The sequence below is a fragment of the Cellulosimicrobium sp. GQ32 genome (genome assembly GCF_059758455.1).
Genome location: NZ_JCAXEP010000004.1, coordinates 150,544 through 166,907, shown reverse-complemented (window position 1 = coordinate 166,907; position 16,364 = coordinate 150,544). Strand labels below are relative to the sequence as shown.

The 16,364-nt window shown below is 74.3% G+C and carries 13 protein-coding genes and 1 tRNA gene; 10 read left to right on the top strand and 4 right to left on the bottom strand.

The genetic code is table 11. The features are described from left to right. Nucleotides 1-167: 167 nt before the first annotated feature. Both AC6CH9_RS08835 and AC6CH9_RS08830 read right to left on the bottom strand, forming a co-directional pair. Nucleotides 168-1,370 carry a sensor histidine kinase gene (locus tag AC6CH9_RS08835; protein ID WP_498154545.1) on the bottom strand — a complete coding sequence of 401 codons (1,203 nt, stop codon included), beginning with the start codon at nt 1,368-1,370 and terminating at the stop codon, nt 168-170. Continuing rightward, nucleotides 1,367-2,170 carry a response regulator transcription factor gene (locus AC6CH9_RS08830; protein WP_498154544.1) on the bottom strand — a complete coding sequence of 268 codons (804 nt, stop codon included), beginning with the start codon at nt 2,168-2,170 and terminating at the stop codon, nt 1,367-1,369. The genes AC6CH9_RS08835 and AC6CH9_RS08830 overlap by 4 nt, the downstream gene beginning before the upstream one ends. 150 nt (nt 2,171-2,320) lie before the next feature. On the opposite strand from AC6CH9_RS08830, the gene AC6CH9_RS08825 reads away from it, so the two are divergent. The 4 genes from AC6CH9_RS08825 (at nt 2,321) to AC6CH9_RS08810 (ending at nt 6,295) form a co-directional block, all read left to right on the top strand. Beyond that, a complete protein-coding gene (locus tag AC6CH9_RS08825; protein ID WP_498154543.1) occupies nt 2,321-3,697 on the top strand; it encodes a hemolysin family protein in 1,377 nt (458 codons plus the stop codon). Continuing rightward, entirely contained in the window at nt 3,694-4,737 is a 1,044-nt protein-coding gene (locus tag AC6CH9_RS08820; protein ID WP_498154542.1) for a hemolysin family protein, read from the top strand. The genes AC6CH9_RS08825 and AC6CH9_RS08820 overlap by 4 nt, the downstream gene beginning before the upstream one ends. 132 nt (nt 4,738-4,869) lie before the next feature. Continuing rightward, nucleotides 4,870-5,679 carry a M15 family metallopeptidase gene (locus AC6CH9_RS08815; RefSeq protein WP_498154541.1) on the top strand — a complete coding sequence of 270 codons (810 nt, stop codon included), beginning with the start codon at nt 4,870-4,872 and terminating at the stop codon, nt 5,677-5,679. 52 nt (nt 5,680-5,731) lie between these two features. Further along, nucleotides 5,732-6,295 carry a hypothetical protein gene (locus AC6CH9_RS08810; RefSeq protein ID WP_498154540.1) on the top strand — a complete coding sequence of 188 codons (564 nt, stop codon included), beginning with the start codon at nt 5,732-5,734 and terminating at the stop codon, nt 6,293-6,295. A gap of 13 nt (nt 6,296-6,308) precedes the next feature. Here AC6CH9_RS08810 and AC6CH9_RS08805 read toward each other — a convergent pair whose 3' ends face one another. Together AC6CH9_RS08805 and AC6CH9_RS08800 are read right to left on the bottom strand one after the other, a co-directional pair. Further along, a complete protein-coding gene (locus AC6CH9_RS08805; protein ID WP_498154539.1) occupies nt 6,309-6,941 on the bottom strand; it encodes a CYTH domain-containing protein in 633 nt (210 codons plus the stop codon). Between the two features lie 119 nt (nt 6,942-7,060). After that, nucleotides 7,061-7,133 (bottom strand) — tRNA-Arg (locus tag AC6CH9_RS08800). Between the two features lie 151 nt (nt 7,134-7,284). Between AC6CH9_RS08800 and argS the strand changes: the two genes are divergently transcribed. From argS to rho, 6 genes are all read left to right on the top strand, one after another. Next, on the top strand, nt 7,285-8,970 hold the full coding sequence (gene argS, locus AC6CH9_RS08795) for an arginine--tRNA ligase (protein ID WP_498154538.1): 1,686 nt from the start codon (nt 7,285-7,287) through the stop codon (nt 8,968-8,970). After that, nucleotides 8,967-10,355: a diaminopimelate decarboxylase gene (lysA, locus tag AC6CH9_RS08790; RefSeq protein ID WP_498154537.1), complete on the top strand. Its 1,389-nt coding sequence runs from the start codon at nt 8,967-8,969 to the stop codon at nt 10,353-10,355. The genes argS and lysA overlap by 4 nt, the downstream gene beginning before the upstream one ends. 163 nt (nt 10,356-10,518) lie before the next feature. Further along, nucleotides 10,519-11,883, top strand: coding sequence for a homoserine dehydrogenase (locus AC6CH9_RS08785; RefSeq protein WP_498154536.1), 1,365 nt, complete (start codon nt 10,519-10,521; stop codon nt 11,881-11,883). After that, nucleotides 11,883-12,986: a threonine synthase gene (gene thrC / locus AC6CH9_RS08780; protein WP_498154535.1), complete on the top strand. Its 1,104-nt coding sequence runs from the start codon at nt 11,883-11,885 to the stop codon at nt 12,984-12,986. Before AC6CH9_RS08785 ends, thrC begins: the two co-directional genes overlap by 1 nt. After that, nucleotides 12,986-13,912, top strand: a complete 927-nt coding sequence (gene thrB / locus AC6CH9_RS08775) for a homoserine kinase (protein ID WP_498154534.1) — start codon at nt 12,986-12,988, stop codon at nt 13,910-13,912. Before thrC ends, thrB begins: the two co-directional genes overlap by 1 nt. 262 nt (nt 13,913-14,174) lie before the next feature. After that, the gene (gene rho, locus AC6CH9_RS08770) at nt 14,175-16,316 is read left to right on the top strand and encodes a transcription termination factor Rho (protein ID WP_498154533.1); all 2,142 of its coding nucleotides are present in this window, start codon (nt 14,175-14,177) and stop codon (nt 16,314-16,316) included. Nucleotides 16,317-16,364: the final 48 nt, after the last annotated feature.

Genomic DNA, 16,364 nt, shown 5'->3' with positions numbered 1-16,364 from the left:
TCGCGGGTTCTTCACGCCGCGTCTGGGCCAGGCAAACATGACCCCACGCGGACCTCGTAGGACGGCAAGATCGCGGAATTCCAGGCCATCGCGAGGTATCCGGGCTGCACGGTGTGATGGATCTCACTCGGCGTCGCTCGCTGATGACCGCGCTCTCGAGGTCGGTCTCAGCGCGTGGTCGGGTCCTCGGCGCCCGGGTCACCGAGCAGGTCGGGCTCGACGGGGTGGCCGTGCGCCGGGAGCGTGACGCGCATCGTCGCGCCGCTGCGCGAGTCCGCGACCTCGATCCGCCCCCCGTGCAGGTCGATCGCCCACCGGACGATCGCGAGGCCGATGCCCGTCCCGCCCGTCGAGCCGCCCGTCGTCGTGTGCGTGCCCGTCGCGCTGGCCCGGGCGAAGCGCTCGAAGATGCGCTCGCGGTCCTCCTTCGCGATCCCCGGGCCCTCGTCCACGATCTCGAGCACGACGTCGTCGTCCACGGGGTACGCCTCGAGCCGGATCTCGCCGCCCTGGGGAGAGTGTCGGATCGCGTTCTGGAGGAGGTTCGTCACGACCTGGTGCAGGCGCTCGCGGTCCGCCTCCAGCACGAGGTCGGGCGGCGTGACGTCGACGACGTACCGCAGCTGCTTGCCTGCCTCCACCATCGACACGGCCTCGGCGTTCTCCTCGAGGAAGTCGCCCACGTCGATCTCGGTGACGTTGAGGGCCGCCGCGCCGGCCTCGATGCGCGACAGGTCCAAGAGGTAGGAGACGAGGCGCGTGAGGCGCTCGGTCTGCGCCAGGGCCATCTCCATGGTCGCGGGCGTCGGCTGCGTGACGCCGTCGACGACGTTCTCGAGCTGCGCCTGGAGCGCCGCGATCGGGGTCCGCAGCTCGTGCGAGACGTTCGCGATGAGCTCGCGGCGCACCTGGTCGCTCGTCGCGAGGTCCTCCGCCATGACGTTGAACGCGACGGCGAGCTGTCCCACCTCGTCGCGGCTCGTCGCCCGCACGCGCCGTGTGTAGTCGCCGTCGGCCATGGCGCGAGCCGCCGCCGTCATCTCGCGCAGCGGCGACGTCATGCCGCGCGCGAGGAGCTGGGTGAGCAGCAGCGACAGGACGATCGCGAGCGGGAAGGTGCGCGACGGCCCGAGCTGGTTCTGGAGCCCGATCCACGTGATGAGGACCGCGAGCGTGACGGTCGCGGCCACGAGCACGCCCAGCTTGATCTTCAGCGAGCGGAACGAGTCGAGCGGCCGGACGTCGGGCAGGTGGGGGCGGATCGTGTGCGCACGGTGCACGCCGTTCCGCGCCGGGGCGCTCGTCGACCCGCCCGGGCCGCGGCCCGCGCCGTCGACCGGGTCGGCAGGGCCAGCGGGGTGGGAAGTCATCCGGCGGGCGGCTCGAACGCGTAGCCGACGCCGTGCACCGTGCGGATGAGGTCGGCGCCCAGCTTGCGGCGCAGCGCCTTGATGTGCGAGTCGACCGTGCGCGTCCCGCTCGCGTCGGCCCAGTCCCACACCTCCGCGAGGAGTCGCTCGCGCGTGAGCACGGTCTTGGGGGAGCTCGCCAGCATGACGAGGAGCTCGAACTCGGTGGGCGTGAGGTGGACCTCCTCGCCGGCACGGTAGACGCGGCGCTGGGCCTTGTCGATCGTCACGTCGCCGACCGACATGGGCGGGTCGGTCGGGGCTGCGCTCGCGGCCTGCGTGGCGCGGTCGACCCGGCGCAGCAGCGCCTTGATGCGTGCGACGAGCTCGCGCATCGAGAACGGCTTCGTCATGTAGTCGTCCGCGCCGACGCCGAGCCCGATGAGCATGTCGGTCTCGTCGTCGCGCGCGGTGAGCATGAGGATCGGCACGGGCTGCTCGGCCTGGATGCGCCGCGTCACCTCGAGGCCGTCGATGCCGGGCAGCATGACGTCGAGCACGATGACGTCCGGGCGCAGCCGCGTCGCGGCGTCGACGCCGGAGAGCCCGTCGCGTGCCACCTCGACGCGCCAGCCCTCCGCGCTCAGGCGCTGCGCGATCGCGGTCGCGATGGCGGGCTCGTCCTCGACGACGAGGACCGTCGCCGTCTGCTGCTGCGTGCCGCCGGCCAGGGGTGCCGTCGTGGGCACGGGCCCGCGGCCCGGGACGGGACCGGCGCCCGCGCCGGTCGGTGATGCGCTCGCTGCCCTCGGATCTGCCATGGGATACAGCGTGGCACACGTCGGCCCAGGTCGGCCGGATTTCGCCGCCGCCCGGCACCCGGGCGCCGCACGGCCGGGCGGCCCGGGAGGAGGGGACGCTAGCATCGTCGGCACGATGAAGAGCACCTCTCGATATCGGTGGAGCACCTCGTGGTAGGCGACTGGGTCATGGTCGCGCTCGGGGTGCTCCTCACCGCAGGCACCGCCGTCTTCGTGGCCAGCGAGTTCTCCCTGGTCACCCTCGACCCCGCCGTCCTCCCCGCCGGCGACGACCCCGACCAGGAGGGCGACAGACGCGGCTCCCCGCCGTCGGGCAGGAAGACTCGCGCCGACCGGCGCGACCGGAGCGTCCGGGCCGGACTCAAGCACCTGTCGACCGAGCTGTCGTCGGCACAGGTCGGCATCACGCTCACCACGATCCTCCTCGGCTACACGGCGCAGCCCGCGCTGCTCTCGCTGTTCGGCGCAGGGCTGAGCGCCACCGCGCTCGGGCAGGCGGCGTCCGCCGTCCTCGCCGGGGTCCTGGCCCTCCTCGTCGTGAACTTCGTCTCGATGCTCTTCGGCGAGCTCATCCCGAAGAACTTCGCCCTGAGCGCGCCCTACGCCACGGCCCGGCAGGTCGTGCCGGTGCAGCGCCAGTTCACCAAGCTGTTCCGGCCTGTCATCGCCGTGCTCAACGGCTCCGCCAACGCGATCCTGCGCCGGGTGGGGGTCGAGCCGCGCGAGGAGCTGTCGGGTGCGCGGTCGGCGTCGGAGCTCGCCGCGCTCGTGCGCCGCTCGGCGCAGGAGGGCACGCTGGACGTGTCCGTCGCGACGCTCCTCACCAACTCCATCGAGCTGGACGAGCTCAGCGCCGTCGACGTCATGACGGACCGGATGCGGATGGTCGTGGTCGGCCGGGACGCGACGGCCGCGGACGTCGTCGACGCCGCGCGGCGGACCGGGCACTCCCGGTTCCCCGTGATCGGCGAGGACCGCGACGACGTCGTCGGACTCGTCCACCTGCGTCGCGCCGTCGCCGTCCCGTACGAGCGTCGCGAGGAGGTCCCGGCGGCGGCGCTCATGGTCGAGGCGCCCCGGGTCCCCGAGACCGTGCGCCTCGGCCCGCTGCTCGTCGAGCTGCGTGGGTTCGGGCTCCAGATGGCGGTCGTCGTCGACGAGTACGGCGGCACCTCCGGCGTCGTGACGCTCGAGGACGTCGTGGAGGAGCTCGTGGGCGACGTGGCGGACGAGCACGACCCCCGCCGCTCCGGCGCGGCCCGCCGCGCGGACGGCTCCTGGCTGGTCCCCGGCGTCATGCGCCCCGACGAGCTCACCGAGGTCACCGGGCTCCGCGTGCCCGAGGACGGTGCGTACGAGACGCTCGGCGGCCTCGTCATGGCGCGGCTCGGGCGCGTGCCGGAGCCCGGCGACGAGGTGGTCGCGGGCGACGCGCGCGACCGCGTCGTGCTGCGCGTCGAGGCGATGGAGGGGCGGCGCGTCGAGCGGCTCTCGGTCCGCGCGACGCCCGTGGAGGTGGAGCAGTGAGCTCGACCACCGCCCTCCTCGTCGCAGTCCTGCTGCTCGCGGGGAACGCGTTCTTCGTCGGCGCCGAGTTCGCCGTCATCTCCGCCCGCCGCTCGGCGATCGAGCCGCTCGCCGCGCAGGGGAACCGCCGGGCGCAGACCGTCCTGTGGGCGATGGAGAACGTGTCCCTCATGCTCGCGTGCGCCCAGCTCGGCGTGACGGTCTGCTCCACGGGCCTCGGCGTCGTCGCGGAGCCGGCGCTCGCGCACCTCATCGAGGACCCGCTGCACGCCCTCGGGGTGAGCACGTCGCTCGCGCACCCCATCGCGTTCGTCGTCGCGCTCGCGATCGTCGTCTACCTGCACGTGGTGCTCGGCGAGATGGTCCCCAAGAACCTCGCCGTCGCGGGGCCGGAGACGGCGGTCATGTGGTTCGGCCCACCGCTCGTGTGGATCGGGCGGGTGCTACGGCCCGTCATCGTCGCGCTCAACTGGCTCGCGAACCACGCGGTCCGGGCGACGGGCGTCGAGCCCAAGGACGAGGTTGCCTCCGCGTTCACCGCCGAGGAGGTGCAGTCGATCGTCGAGCACTCCCAGGCCGAGGGCGTGCTCCGGGACGAGCAGGGCCTCCTCTCGGGGGCGATCGAGTTCTCCGAGCGCACCGCGCAGGACGTCATGGTGCCCGTCGGAGACCTTGTCACGGTCACCGAGGGATGCACGCCCGAGGAGGTCGAGCGCCTCGTCGCGAAGACCGGGTTCTCGCGGTTCGCGGTCGCCGACGCCTCGGGCGAGCTCGTGGGCTACCTCCACGTCAAGGACGTGCTCTACGCGGACGAGACGACGCGCGGGGCGCCGGTCCCGTCCTGGCGCGTGCGGGCGCTCGCGACCGCCGCTCCGGGCGACGAGGTCGAGGACGCGCTCCGGGCGATGCAGCGCTCGGGAGCGCACCTGGCGCGCGTCGACGCGCCCGAGGGCGGCGGCGCCCTCGGTGTCGTGTTCCTCGAGGACATCCTCGAGGAGCTCGTGGGGGAGGTGCGCGACGCCATGCAGCGTCGTCACTGACGAGCTCCCTCGCGCCCGGCACCGGCCCTGAGCAGGGGACTTGGCATCGTCGGAGTGCTTCGTTACTGTTCCGTGATTGATCGGTCGTCGGTGGCCCGAGTGCCACCCCGAAGGGTGAGAGGCAGGTGGCGGGTGGAGTCGCAGCAGACCGACGCACCTGCCCTCGAGTCCCGACGGGCACGGCGCGAGGCGGAGCAGGGCTCCCGCCGTCGTCGCCCCCAGGCACAGGTCTCCAGCCAGCACCGCTGGATGCCGCGCATCGCCGTCCTCGGGACGCTCGCCGCCGCGACGATCGCGATGCCCCTCTCCGCCGGCGCCGACGACGGCCTGGGCACCGGGTCCCCCTTCGAGCCCGAGACCCGACCGCTGGGCCCGAGCGCGCTCGACCTCGCGACCGCCGGGTCGACGGCCCCTGCGGTCTCCCAGAGCGTCGCGGCCGCGCCCCGCGTCGAGGTGCGACGCGAGGCCGCCTCCCGGTCCGCCGCGCGCGACCCGCTCCCCGGCTGCGACCCCACGGTCCGCCCCGCGGGCAGCAACGGCAAGCTCGACGAGCACGCGCTGTGCGAGCTCTGGCAGGCGGGCGAGCACCTGCGGCCCGACGCGGCGGTCTCGCTGTCCGCCATGAACGAGGCCTTCCGCGCGACGTTCGGTCGCGACCTGTGCCTCGTCTCGTCGTACCGCACGCTCTCGACGCAGGTCTCGCTCAAGTCCTCCCGCGGCGCGTTCGCCGCACCTCCCGGCTGGTCCATGCACGGGTGGGGGCTCGCGATCGACCTGTGCTCGGTCGAGACCGGCTCGCGCGAGGTCTACGCGTGGATCAACCAGAACGGTGCCACCTACGGCTGGGCCAACCCCGCCTGGGCCAAGCGCGGCGGCAGCGGCGCCTACGAGCCGTGGCACTTCGAGTTCGTCCAGGGCGTCGAGGAGATCCAGAGCTCCTGACGCGCGGCCCGTCTTCCCCCGCGGCGGCCCTCGCCGCCGTATCGTCGTAACCGTGGCCGACCTGCTCCTCGCCGCGGTCGTCCTGCGCCGTCCCGAGCACGCGCTCGCCGCGCAGGTGCTGAGCCTCGCGCTCTCCGGACTCGTCCGCGTCGAGCCCACGGCGCCCGGCTCGCCCCCGGCTCTCACCCTCCTCGACCCGGTCCCCGGCTCCGAACGCGAGCGCGTCGCCGTCTCCGCGGTGTTCGGGGACGGCGCCGGGCCGGGGGCGCGTGTCGTGCTCGACCCGGCCGACGGCGGCCTCCGCGCCCGGGTGCGCGCTGCGGCGCGCGACGTCGTGCGGGCCGCGCGCCACGACGGCTACCTCGAGCCCGGGCAGGCGCGCCGTCTCACGGAGAAGGGCGAGGCCGTGCGGGCCGAGCTCGTCGCGCTCGAGGACGCGGTCGAGCGGGAGGTCACGGACGCCCGCGCGCACGACCAGGCGCGCGAGCACGTCTCCTCCGGTGCGCTGCCGTGGGCCGTGCTGTTCGGGCACGAGCCGGGGTGGGTGCCGGTCGACCGCCGGACGGTCCGGTTCGACGTCGCGGCCGTCTGCGCGGCGGCTGACGCGCTGCGCTGACGACTGTGGCGGTCTACGGCTCCGACAGCCGCTCGTTGCGGCCGAAGTCCTGGAGGAACCGCGGTCCCGACGCCGCGAGCTCGGCCTCGAACTCGTCGCGCCACGAACCGTAGGGCCGGCTCGCGAGGGCGTCGTTGGAGAAGCGCGGGTCGTCGGTGAGCTCCGTGACGCAGAACGCCGGGATCTGGAGGTCCGTGACGGGCCCGGTGCGCTCGCACTCCGCGACGACGAGCGGGTGGTTCGCCCCGCCGAACACGTCGACGACCCAGCCGTCCGCCCCGACCCACACCGAGTACCGCGTCTTGACGACGCGCGCGCCGCCACGCCGGATCATCTGCACGCCCACCGCGACGTCCACCTCGCGCTCGGCCTCGTACCGTGTACCGCCGGCCATCGGCCCCTTCACCGTGAGCGTGCACAGGTCGACGGCGGGCGCGAACCGGTCGAGCAGGCGCACCGGGTCCGTCTCCGCGTCCATCGTCGCGTCCACCGTCGGTACCTTGGCGCGCAGCCGCAGCGCGTAGCCCTCGTCCGCGAGGTAGTAGCTCTGCACGATGAGCGCCGGTGCGTCGCGCAGGTCCTCGGGCAGGTCGCGCACGAGGAACCGGCGCTCGAACTCGAAGTCCCCGTAGCCGCCGTCGGTCATGGCCCCACCGTAGCGGGCGCGCGGGACGGGGGCCGTGCGCGGGCGAGGTCGAGGGGTCCCCGGAGACGGCGCGAGCCCGGTCGCCGGAGGCGGGCCGGGCTCGTCGCAGCGGAGCAGGGTGCCCTCGATAGGATTCGAACCTACGACCTTCTGCTCCGGAGGCAGACGCTCTATCCACTGAGCTACGAGGGCGAGCGCCGACGGTGTCCGTCGACGCGATGCACGAGACTACCAGCACGTCCGGGGTGCGTGGGTCCGACCTCGGGCCGGCGGTCCGGGCGCCCCGCGGCCCGCGCGCGAAACGCCGCGACGGGGGGTGCGCCCATCTCGGTAGAATCGCCCGGTGACCCCCGACGAGCTCTCCGAAGCGCTGAGCGCTGCCCTGGCCGCCGCCGTCGCCGACGGCACCCTCGCCCTGGACCCCGCCGCGGTCCCCGAGCGCGTCCACGTGGAGCGACCCCGCCAGCGCGAGCACGGCGACTGGGCCACGAACGTCGCGCTCCAGCTCGCCAAGAAGGCGGGCACGACGCCGCGCGCCCTCGCCGAGGACCTCGCGACGCGGCTCGCCGCGACCCCGGGCGTCAAGGCCGTGGACGTCGCGGGCCCGGGCTTCCTCAACATCACGCTCGACGCGGCGGCCGCGGGCGAGCTCGCGCGCGCGATCGTCGAGGCCGGCCCGGCGTACGGGCGCGGCGACTCCGAGGCGGGCAAGAAGGTCAACCTCGAGTTCGTCTCCGCGAACCCGACCGGTCCCATCCACATCGGCGGCGTCCGCTGGGCCGCCGTCGGCGACTCGCTCGCGCGCGTGCTCGAGGCGAGCGGCGCGGACGTCACCCGCGAGTACTACTTCAACGACCACGGCGCGCAGATCGACCGCTTCGCGCGCTCGCTCCTCGCGCGCGCCCGCGGCCTGGAGGCGCCCGAGGACGGGTACGGCGGCGAGTACATCAGCGAGATCGCGGACGCGGTCATCGCGGACGCGGTCGCCGCCGGCGACCCCGACCCGCGCACGCTCCCGGACGCCGAGGCGCAGGAGGTCTTCCGGGCGCGGGGCGTCGAGCGCATGTTCGGCGAGATCAAGGCGTCGCTGCACGACTTCGGCGTCGACTTCGACGTGTACTTCCACGAGGACTCGCTGCACGAGTCGGGTGCGGTGGAGCGGGCCGTCGAGCGCCTGCGCGAGTCGGGCCACATGTTCGAGCAGGACGGCGCGACGTGGCTGCGCACGACCGACTTCGGTGACGACAAGGACCGCGTCGTCATCAAGTCCGACGGCGACGCCGCGTACATCGCGGGCGACATCGCCTACTACCTCGACAAGCGCGAGCGCGGCTTCGACGAGGTCATCATCATGCTCGGCGCCGACCACCACGGGTACGTGGGCCGCATGATGGCGGTGTGCGCCGCGTTCGGCGACACCCCGGGGAAGAACCTCCAGCTCCTCATCGGGCAGATGGTCAACCTCGTCAAGGACGGCCAGCCCGTCCGCATGTCCAAGCGCGCCGGGACGGTCGTGACGCTGGAGGACCTGGTGGGCGCCGTCGGCGTCGACGCCGCGCGCTACTCGCTCGCGCGCTCGTCGGCGGACCAGAACATCGACCTCGACCTCGACCTGCTCGCACGGGCGACGAACGAGAACCCCGTCTACTACGTGCAGTACGCGCACTCCCGGACCGCGGCGGTGGACCGCAACGCGGCCGACCGCGGGGTCGTGCGCACCGACGGTTTCGAGCCCGCGCTGCTCGACCACCCGAGCGAGGCCGCGCTGATCGGGCGCCTCACGGAGTTCCCGCGCATCGTGGCCCAGGCGGCGGAGCTGCGCGAGCCGCACCGCGTCGCGCGCTACCTCGAGGCGCTCGCCGGCGACTACCACACGTGGTACCAGCAGAAGTCGCAGCGCGTCCTGCCCTACCCCGACGAGGAGGTCACGGACACGCACCGCACGCGCCTGTGGCTCAACGACGCGGTGCGTCAGGTGCTGGCCAACGGCCTCGGCCTGCTCGGTGTCTCCGCGCCGGAGCGCATGTGAGCACGGGCCTGCCGGGGCACCCCGGCGAGCCGTGGTCGCGAGGCGTGCGCCGTCGGGAGGACGGGGTCGTCGAGGTCGCGGGCGTCGCCGTCCACGACCTCGCGGCGGAGCACGGGACGCCCGCGTACGTGCTCGACGAGGCGGACTTCCGCGCCCGGGCGCGCGCGTACCGCACGGCGTTCGAGACGGCGTTCCGCGCCGTCGGTTCCGACGTGGACGTCTACTACGCGGGCAAGGCGCTGCTCACGGTGGCCGTGGCGCGCTGGGCCCGCGAGGAGGGGCTGCGGGTCGACACCGCGAGCGGGGGAGAGCTCGCGGTCGCGCTGCGCGCGGGCGTCCCCGGTCCCGAGATCGGGCTGCACGGCAACAACAAGTCCGACGCGGAGGTCGGCCGGGCGCTCGACGAGGGCGTCGGTCGGATCATCGTCGACTCGCTCGTCGAGGTCGAGCGCGTCGCGCGCCTCGCGGGGGAGCGCGGCGTCGTCGCGCCCGTCATGGTGCGTGTCACGACGGGCGTCCACGCGGGCGGGCACGAGTACATCTCCACGGCGCACGAGGACCAGAAGTTCGGGCTGTCGATCGCGGCGCCGCGCGCGGCGGACGGCAGCGAGGCCGGCGACTCCCCGGCGATGACCGCGCTGCTCGACGTGGTTGCGCGGCCCGAGCTGCACCTGCTGGGGATCCACTCGCACATCGGGTCGCAGATCCTCGACCCGTCGGGGTTCGAGGTCGCGGCCCGCGCGGTGCTGGAGCTCCGGGCCCGGCTCGCCGCGCGGACGGGCGTGCTCGTCGACGAGGTCGACGTCGGCGGGGGCTACGGCATCGCCTACCTCCCCGGCGAGGTCGCGCTCGACCCCGAGCGCGTCGCGAAGGACGTCGCCGCCGCGGTGGACGCCGTGGCGGCGGAGCTCGGCACGCCTCTGCCCCGGTTCTCGATCGAGCCCGGCCGGGCGATCGTCGGGCCGGCCGGCCTCACGCTCTACACCGTGGGCACGGTCAAGCCGGTGACGCTCGACGACGGCCGTGTGCGCACGTACGTGTCCGTCGACGGCGGCATGAGCGACAACATCCGTCCCGCGCTCTACGCGGCGCAGTACCACGCGGAGGTCGTCGGCCGGTCCTCGGACGCGGAGCCCGTGCTCGCGCGCGTCGTCGGCAAGCACTGCGAGAGCGGCGACATCGTCGTGCACGAGGTGCGGCTCCCCGGCGACGTGCGCGCGGGGGACCTCCTCGCGGTGCCGGCGACGGGTGCCTACGGCCGCTCGATGGCGTCGAACTACAACCTGCTGACGCGCCCGCCCGTGGTCGCCGTGCGCGACGGCGCGAGCCGCGTGCTCGTGCGCCGGGAGACCGTCGAGGACCTGCTGGCGCTCGACGAGGGCTGACCGTGCGTCGCGCCCAGGAGGTCCGGCATCCGACCCGTGGGCACCCCCTGGGCGGTCGCACGGGGCGCCGTATCCTGTGCCTGCGGCTCCCGAGCCACCCGGGCACGACCCGGGCCGCGTGCACGGCGCCGCACCCGTCCTGACCACCCGAGGAAGGTCCGTCGTGCCCCCTGCCGCCGAGTCCCACCCGCCCCTGCGCGTCGCCCTGCTGGGGTGCGGCGTCGTCGGCACCCAGGTCGCGCGGCTGCTGACGGAGCAGGCCGACGACCTCGCGTCGCGCGTGGGCGCCCGCCTCGAGCTCGTCGGGATCGCGGTGCGGAACGCGGCCGCGCCGCGCGCCTCGTCGGTCGACCGCTCGCTGCTCACGGAGGATGCGCAGGGTCTCGTCGCGCGTGCCGACATCGTCGTCGAGGTCATGGGCGGCATCGAGCCCGCCCGCTCGCTCCTGCTGCGCGCGATCGACGCCGGCGCCGCCGTCGTCACGGCGAACAAGGCGCTGCTCGCCGAGGACGGACCCACGCTCTACAAGGCCGCGGACGCGGCCGGCGTCGACATCTACTTCGAGGCCGCCGTCGCGGGCGCGATCCCGATCGTGCGCCCGGTGCGCGAGTCGCTCGCGGGCGACCGCGTGCGCCGCGTGCTCGGCATCGTCAACGGGACGACCAACTACGTCCTCGACCAGATGGCGACCACGGGCATGGACCTCGAGGAGGCCGTCAAGGAGGCGCAGGACCTCGGCTACGCGGAGGCGGACCCGACGGCCGACGTGGAGGGCTACGACGCCGCGGCCAAGGCCGCGATCCTCGCGAGCCTCGCGTTCCACACGCGCGTGTCGCTGGACGACGTCGCGCGCGAGGGCATCATGTCCGTCACGGCCGAGGACGTCGCATGGGCCGCCCAGACCGGCCACGTCATCAAGCTCCTCGCCATCGCGGAGCTGCGCGAGGGCACCTCGGCGGGCACCTCAGCCGGCGCAGCGGCGGGGGCGCCCGCGGGCGTGTCCGTGCGCGTGCACCCGGCGCTCGTGCCCACGTCGCACCCCCTCGCGAACGTCCGCGGGTCGTTCAACGCGGTGTTCGTCGAGGCGGAGTCCGCGGGCGAGCTCATGTTCTACGGGCGCGGCGCGGGCGGCGCCCCGACGGCGTCGGCCGTCCTGGGTGACGTCGTCTCGGCCGCGCGGCACCGCGTGCTCGGGGGCAAGGGCCCGCAGGAGTCCACCTACGCGGAGCTCGCCATCCTCCCCGCGAGCGCGGCCGTGACCCGCTACCAGGTGCGCCTCGACGTCGACGACCGCCCGGGCGTCCTCGCTCAGGTCGCGCACGCCCTCGCCGAGCACGGCGTCTCCATCGAGGCGGTCCGGCAGCCGACGGCGCCAGGCGTCTCCGACGTCGCCGAGCCCGGGGTCGCCGAGCTCCTCATCACCACGCACGCGGCGCCGGAGTCGGCGCTGTCGGCGACCGTCGCGGCGGTCGCCGGGCTCGAGCCCGTCCGCACGATCACGTCCGTCCTGAGAGTCGAGGGAGCCTGATGGCCCACCAGTGGAGAGGCATCATCTCCGAGTACCGCGATCGTCTGCCGGCGCACGTCGCCGAGCGGATCGTCACGCTCGGTGAGGGCGGCACGCCGCTCGTCGAGGCACCGGCGCTCTCCGCGCGCACGGGCGCGCAGGTGTTCGTCAAGGTCGAGGGCATGAACCCCACGGGGTCGTTCAAGGACCGCGGCATGACGACGGCGATCTCCGCGGCCGCCGGCCGTGGGGCGAAGGCTGTCGTCTGCGCGTCGACGGGCAACACGTCCGCGTCGGCGGCCGCGTACGCGGTGCGTGCCGGGATGACGTGCGCGGTGCTCGTCCCGGACGGCAAGATCGCGATGGGCAAGCTCAGCCAGGCGATCGCGCACGGCGCGCGCCTGCTCCAGGTCGACGGCAACTTCGACGACTGCCTCGTCGCGGCGCGCAAGCTCGCCGAGGCCTACCCGGTCGAGCTCGTGAACTCGGTCAACCCCGACCGCATCGAGGGCCAGAAGACCGGCGCGTTCGAGATCGTCGACGCGCTGGGGGACGCGCCCGACGTCCACGCGCTGCCCGTCGGCAACGCGGGGAACATCACGGCGTACTGGAAGGGCTTCCGGGAGTACGCCGGCCAGGGCGCCCCGGGGCACGCGGGGGAGGGCCTGCCGGCCGTCGCGACGCACGTGCCGCAGATGTGGGGCTTCCAGGCCGCGGGCGCCGCACCGATCGTCGCGGGCCACCCGATCACCGAGCCGGAGACTATCGCGACCGCGATCCGCATCGGCAACCCCGCGTCGTGGGAGCTCGCCGAGTCGGCGCGCGACGAGTCGGGCGGCGTCATCGAGGCCGTCACGGACGAGCAGATCCTCGCGGCGCACCGGGTCCTGTCGAGCGAGGTCGGCGTGTTCGTCGAGCCCGCGTCGGCGGCCGGCGTCGCCGGGATCCTGTCCCGCGCCGAGCGCGGGCTCGTGCCCGCCGGCGCGCGCATCGTCGTCACGGTCACCGGCCACGGGCTCAAGGACCCGCAGTGGGCGCTGCGCACGCTCGACGGCAGCGAGGTGACGCCGACGCGCGTGAGCGCCGACGTCGTGTCCATCGCCGACGCCCTCGGGCTCGACTGATGCAGCTCGGCGCGGACCACGTGCGGGTGCGCGTCCCGGCGACGAGCGCGAATCTCGGCCCCGGCTTCGACGCGCTCGGCCTGGCGCTCGCGCTCCACGACGTGCTCGAGGTGCGCGCGCTCGCGACCGACGAGGTCGTGGTCGACGTCGAGGGCGAGGGCGCCGGCGAGGTGCCGGGCGACGAGACGCACCTCGTGGTGCGGGCGCTGCGGGCCGCGCTCGACGTGGCCGGCGCGCCCCAGACCGGGTTGCACCTGACCTGCGTCAACCGCGTCCCGCACGGGCGGGGCCTCGGCTCCTCGGCGGCCGCCGTCGTCGCGGGCATCGTGGCGGCGCGAGCGCTCGTCGCCGACCCGTCGGTCCTCGACGACGACGTGGCGCTCGGCCTCGCGACCGCCATCGAGGGGCACCCGGACAACGCGGCGCCCGCGCTCCTGGGAGGCGCCACCGTCGCGTGGGACGCGGGCCAGGGCGCCGGGCCTCGCGCCGCGCGGCTGGACGTGCACCCCGACGTCCGGGCGACCGTGCTCGTGCCCTCGGCCCGGCTCGCGACGAGCCGGGCACGGGGGGTGCTCCCGACGCACGTGCCGCACGCCGACGCCGCCTTCAACGCGGGGCGTGCGGCCCTCCTCGTCGAGGCGCTCACCCGGCGGCCCGACCTGCTGCTCGACGCGACGGACGACCGTCTGCACCAGGCGTACCGGGCCGACGTCATGCCGTCGTCGTTCGAGCTCGTCCAGGCACTGCGGGCACGCGGACTCGCCGCGACCGTCTCGGGGGCGGGACCGACCGTGCTGGTGCTCTCGACGCCGGACGACCTGGAGGAGGTCGTTCGCGTCGCGGACTCCCTCGTCGGGGGCACCGCCGACTGGGCGGTGCACCGCCTCGACGTCGACACGCGTGGTGTCGTGGGCGAACGGCTCTGACCTCGGGCGCGCCGGTGCTAGGATGATTCCCAGCCTTCGGTCACGCTCTCGCACCAGTACATCCGCACGCGGAGCGCGCTCTCACCCACCGGGTGTGCTGCGACCGAGCAGTCCGAGAGAAGGCAATCCAGCCCCGCGTCAGATGACGTCGTCGTACCACTGACGCGTGGCGACACCTACGCTCCGGCCGTCACGGCCGGGCGTCGACCACCCGCGGCCCGCCCTCTGAGCGGCGGGCGCAAACGAGGGGGAAGGGTCCTTCGTGACAGACACCATCGACACCGCCACGAGCAGCGCGACCGGTTCGGCCGCTGCCGGCGGGAACGCCCGGACCGGCGCGCTCTCCACGCTGCGCCTCCCGGAGCTGCAGGCTCTCGCCTCGCAGCTCGGGGTCAAGGGCACGTCCAAGATGCGCAAGGGCGATCTTGTGGACGTCATCCGCGCCCGCACGGGCGAGCAGGGCGCGTCCGAGCGCCCCGCCGCGCCGCGGCGCGACACGGACGGGGCGAACGCCGCGGGCCGTGAGACGAGCGAGGCGCCTGCCGCCTCCGGGCGCGGCCGCAGCCGCCGCGCCGAGCGCCCCGCCGCGAGCCCGGCGGGCACCACCACCGACGCCGCGGCGACGGCGCGTCAGGACGCGCCCTCGGCCGCGAGCCGCGAGGAGCGCACCGCCGCTCCCGTGCTCGACCTGCCCGTGCGCGCCGACGAGCAGCGCACGGAACAGCGGGGGGAGCGTCGCGACGGCCGTCGCGACTCCCGCTCGGAGGCTGCCGCGGCGGTCGCCGAGGCTCTCGGCGAGCAGGGCGTACGCACGCGCGACACCGCGAACGAGTCCGCCGACGAGCGCGCCGCGCGCGCCGCCGCCGCGGTCGGCCTCGTCACGGGCGAGCGGGGCTCGCGCCGCGCGGGCCGTGGTGCCGGCGCCCCTCGGAACGGCGAGGGTGACGGCGACGCGCCGCGCGCCGACCGTCAGCGCGACCAGCAGGGCGGCGAGCGCCAGCGCGACCAGCAGGGCGGGCAGCAGCGCGAGCAGCAGAGCGGCGGCCAGCAGAACCGTGGCGAGCGTCAGGCGGACCGGCGGGACGACCGCCAGCTGCTGGACGACGAGCGCGGCGGCCGTCGGCGCCGGGGTCGTGACCGCGGCCGCGAGCGCGACCGCAAGCGCGGCCGCAACCGTCAGGGACCGGACGTCGCGGGTCTCGACGACATCGAGGTGAGCGAGGACGACGTCCTGCTCCCCGTCGCAGGCATCCTCGACATCCTGGACAACTACGCGTTCGTCCGCACGAGCGGGTACCTGCCGGGCCAGAACGACGTCTACGTCTCGCTCGGCCAGGTGAAGAAGGCGGGCCTGCGCCGCGGTGACGCCGTCACGGGCGCGGTGCGCCAGCCGCGCGAGGGCGAGAACCAGGGCAACACCGCGCGCCAGAAGTTCAACGCGCTCGTGCGTCTGGACACCGTCAACGGCATGTCGCCCGACGAGGCGCGCCAGCGCCCCGAGTTCACCAAGCTCACGCCCCTGTACCCGCAGGACCGCCTGCGCCTGGAGAACACCGAGGCGACGCGCCTGACGCCGCGCGTGATCGACATCGTCGCGCCGATCGGCAAGGGTCAGCGCGGCCTCATCGTCGCGCCGCCCAAGGCCGGCAAGACGATCATCATGCAGCAGATCGCCAACGCGATCACGGCCAACAACCCCGAGGTCCACCTCATGGTGGTGCTCGTGGACGAGCGGCCCGAAGAGGTCACGGACATGGAGCGGACGGTGAAGGGCGAGGTCATCGCCTCGACGTTCGACCGTCCCGCGTCCGACCACACGATCGTCGCCGAGCTCGCGATCGAGCGCGCGAAGCGCCTGGTCGAGCTCGGTCAGGACGTCGTCGTGCTCCTCGACTCGCTGACCCGCCTGTCGCGCGCGTACAACCTCGCGGCGCCCGCCTCGGGCCGCATCCTGTCCGGTGGTGTGGACGCGTCCGCGCTCTACCCGCCCAAGCGCTTCTTCGGCGCGGCCCGCAACATCGAGAACGGCGGCTCGCTGACGATCCTGGCCTCGGCGCTCGTCGAGACGGGCTCGAAGATGGACGAGGTCATCTTCGAGGAGTTCAAGGGCACGGGGAACATGGAGCTGCGCCTCTCGCGCAACCTCGCGGACAAGCGCATCTTCCCGGCGGTGGACGTCAACGCGTCCGGCACGCGCCGCGAGGAGATCCTCCTGTCGCAGGACGAGCTGAAGATCATCTACAAGCTCCGCCGCGTGATGGGGGCGCTCGACCAGCAGCAGGCCATCGAGCTGCTGCTCGGCCAGCTCAAGAAGACCCAGACGAACGTCGAGTTCCTGCTCCACGTCCAGAAGACGACGCCGGGCGGTCTCGCGGACGACGACACCGTCGGCCGCACCGTCTGACGGTCGTCCGACAGGAGCCGACGGCGGGCGGCCCCGGGAAGTTCTCGG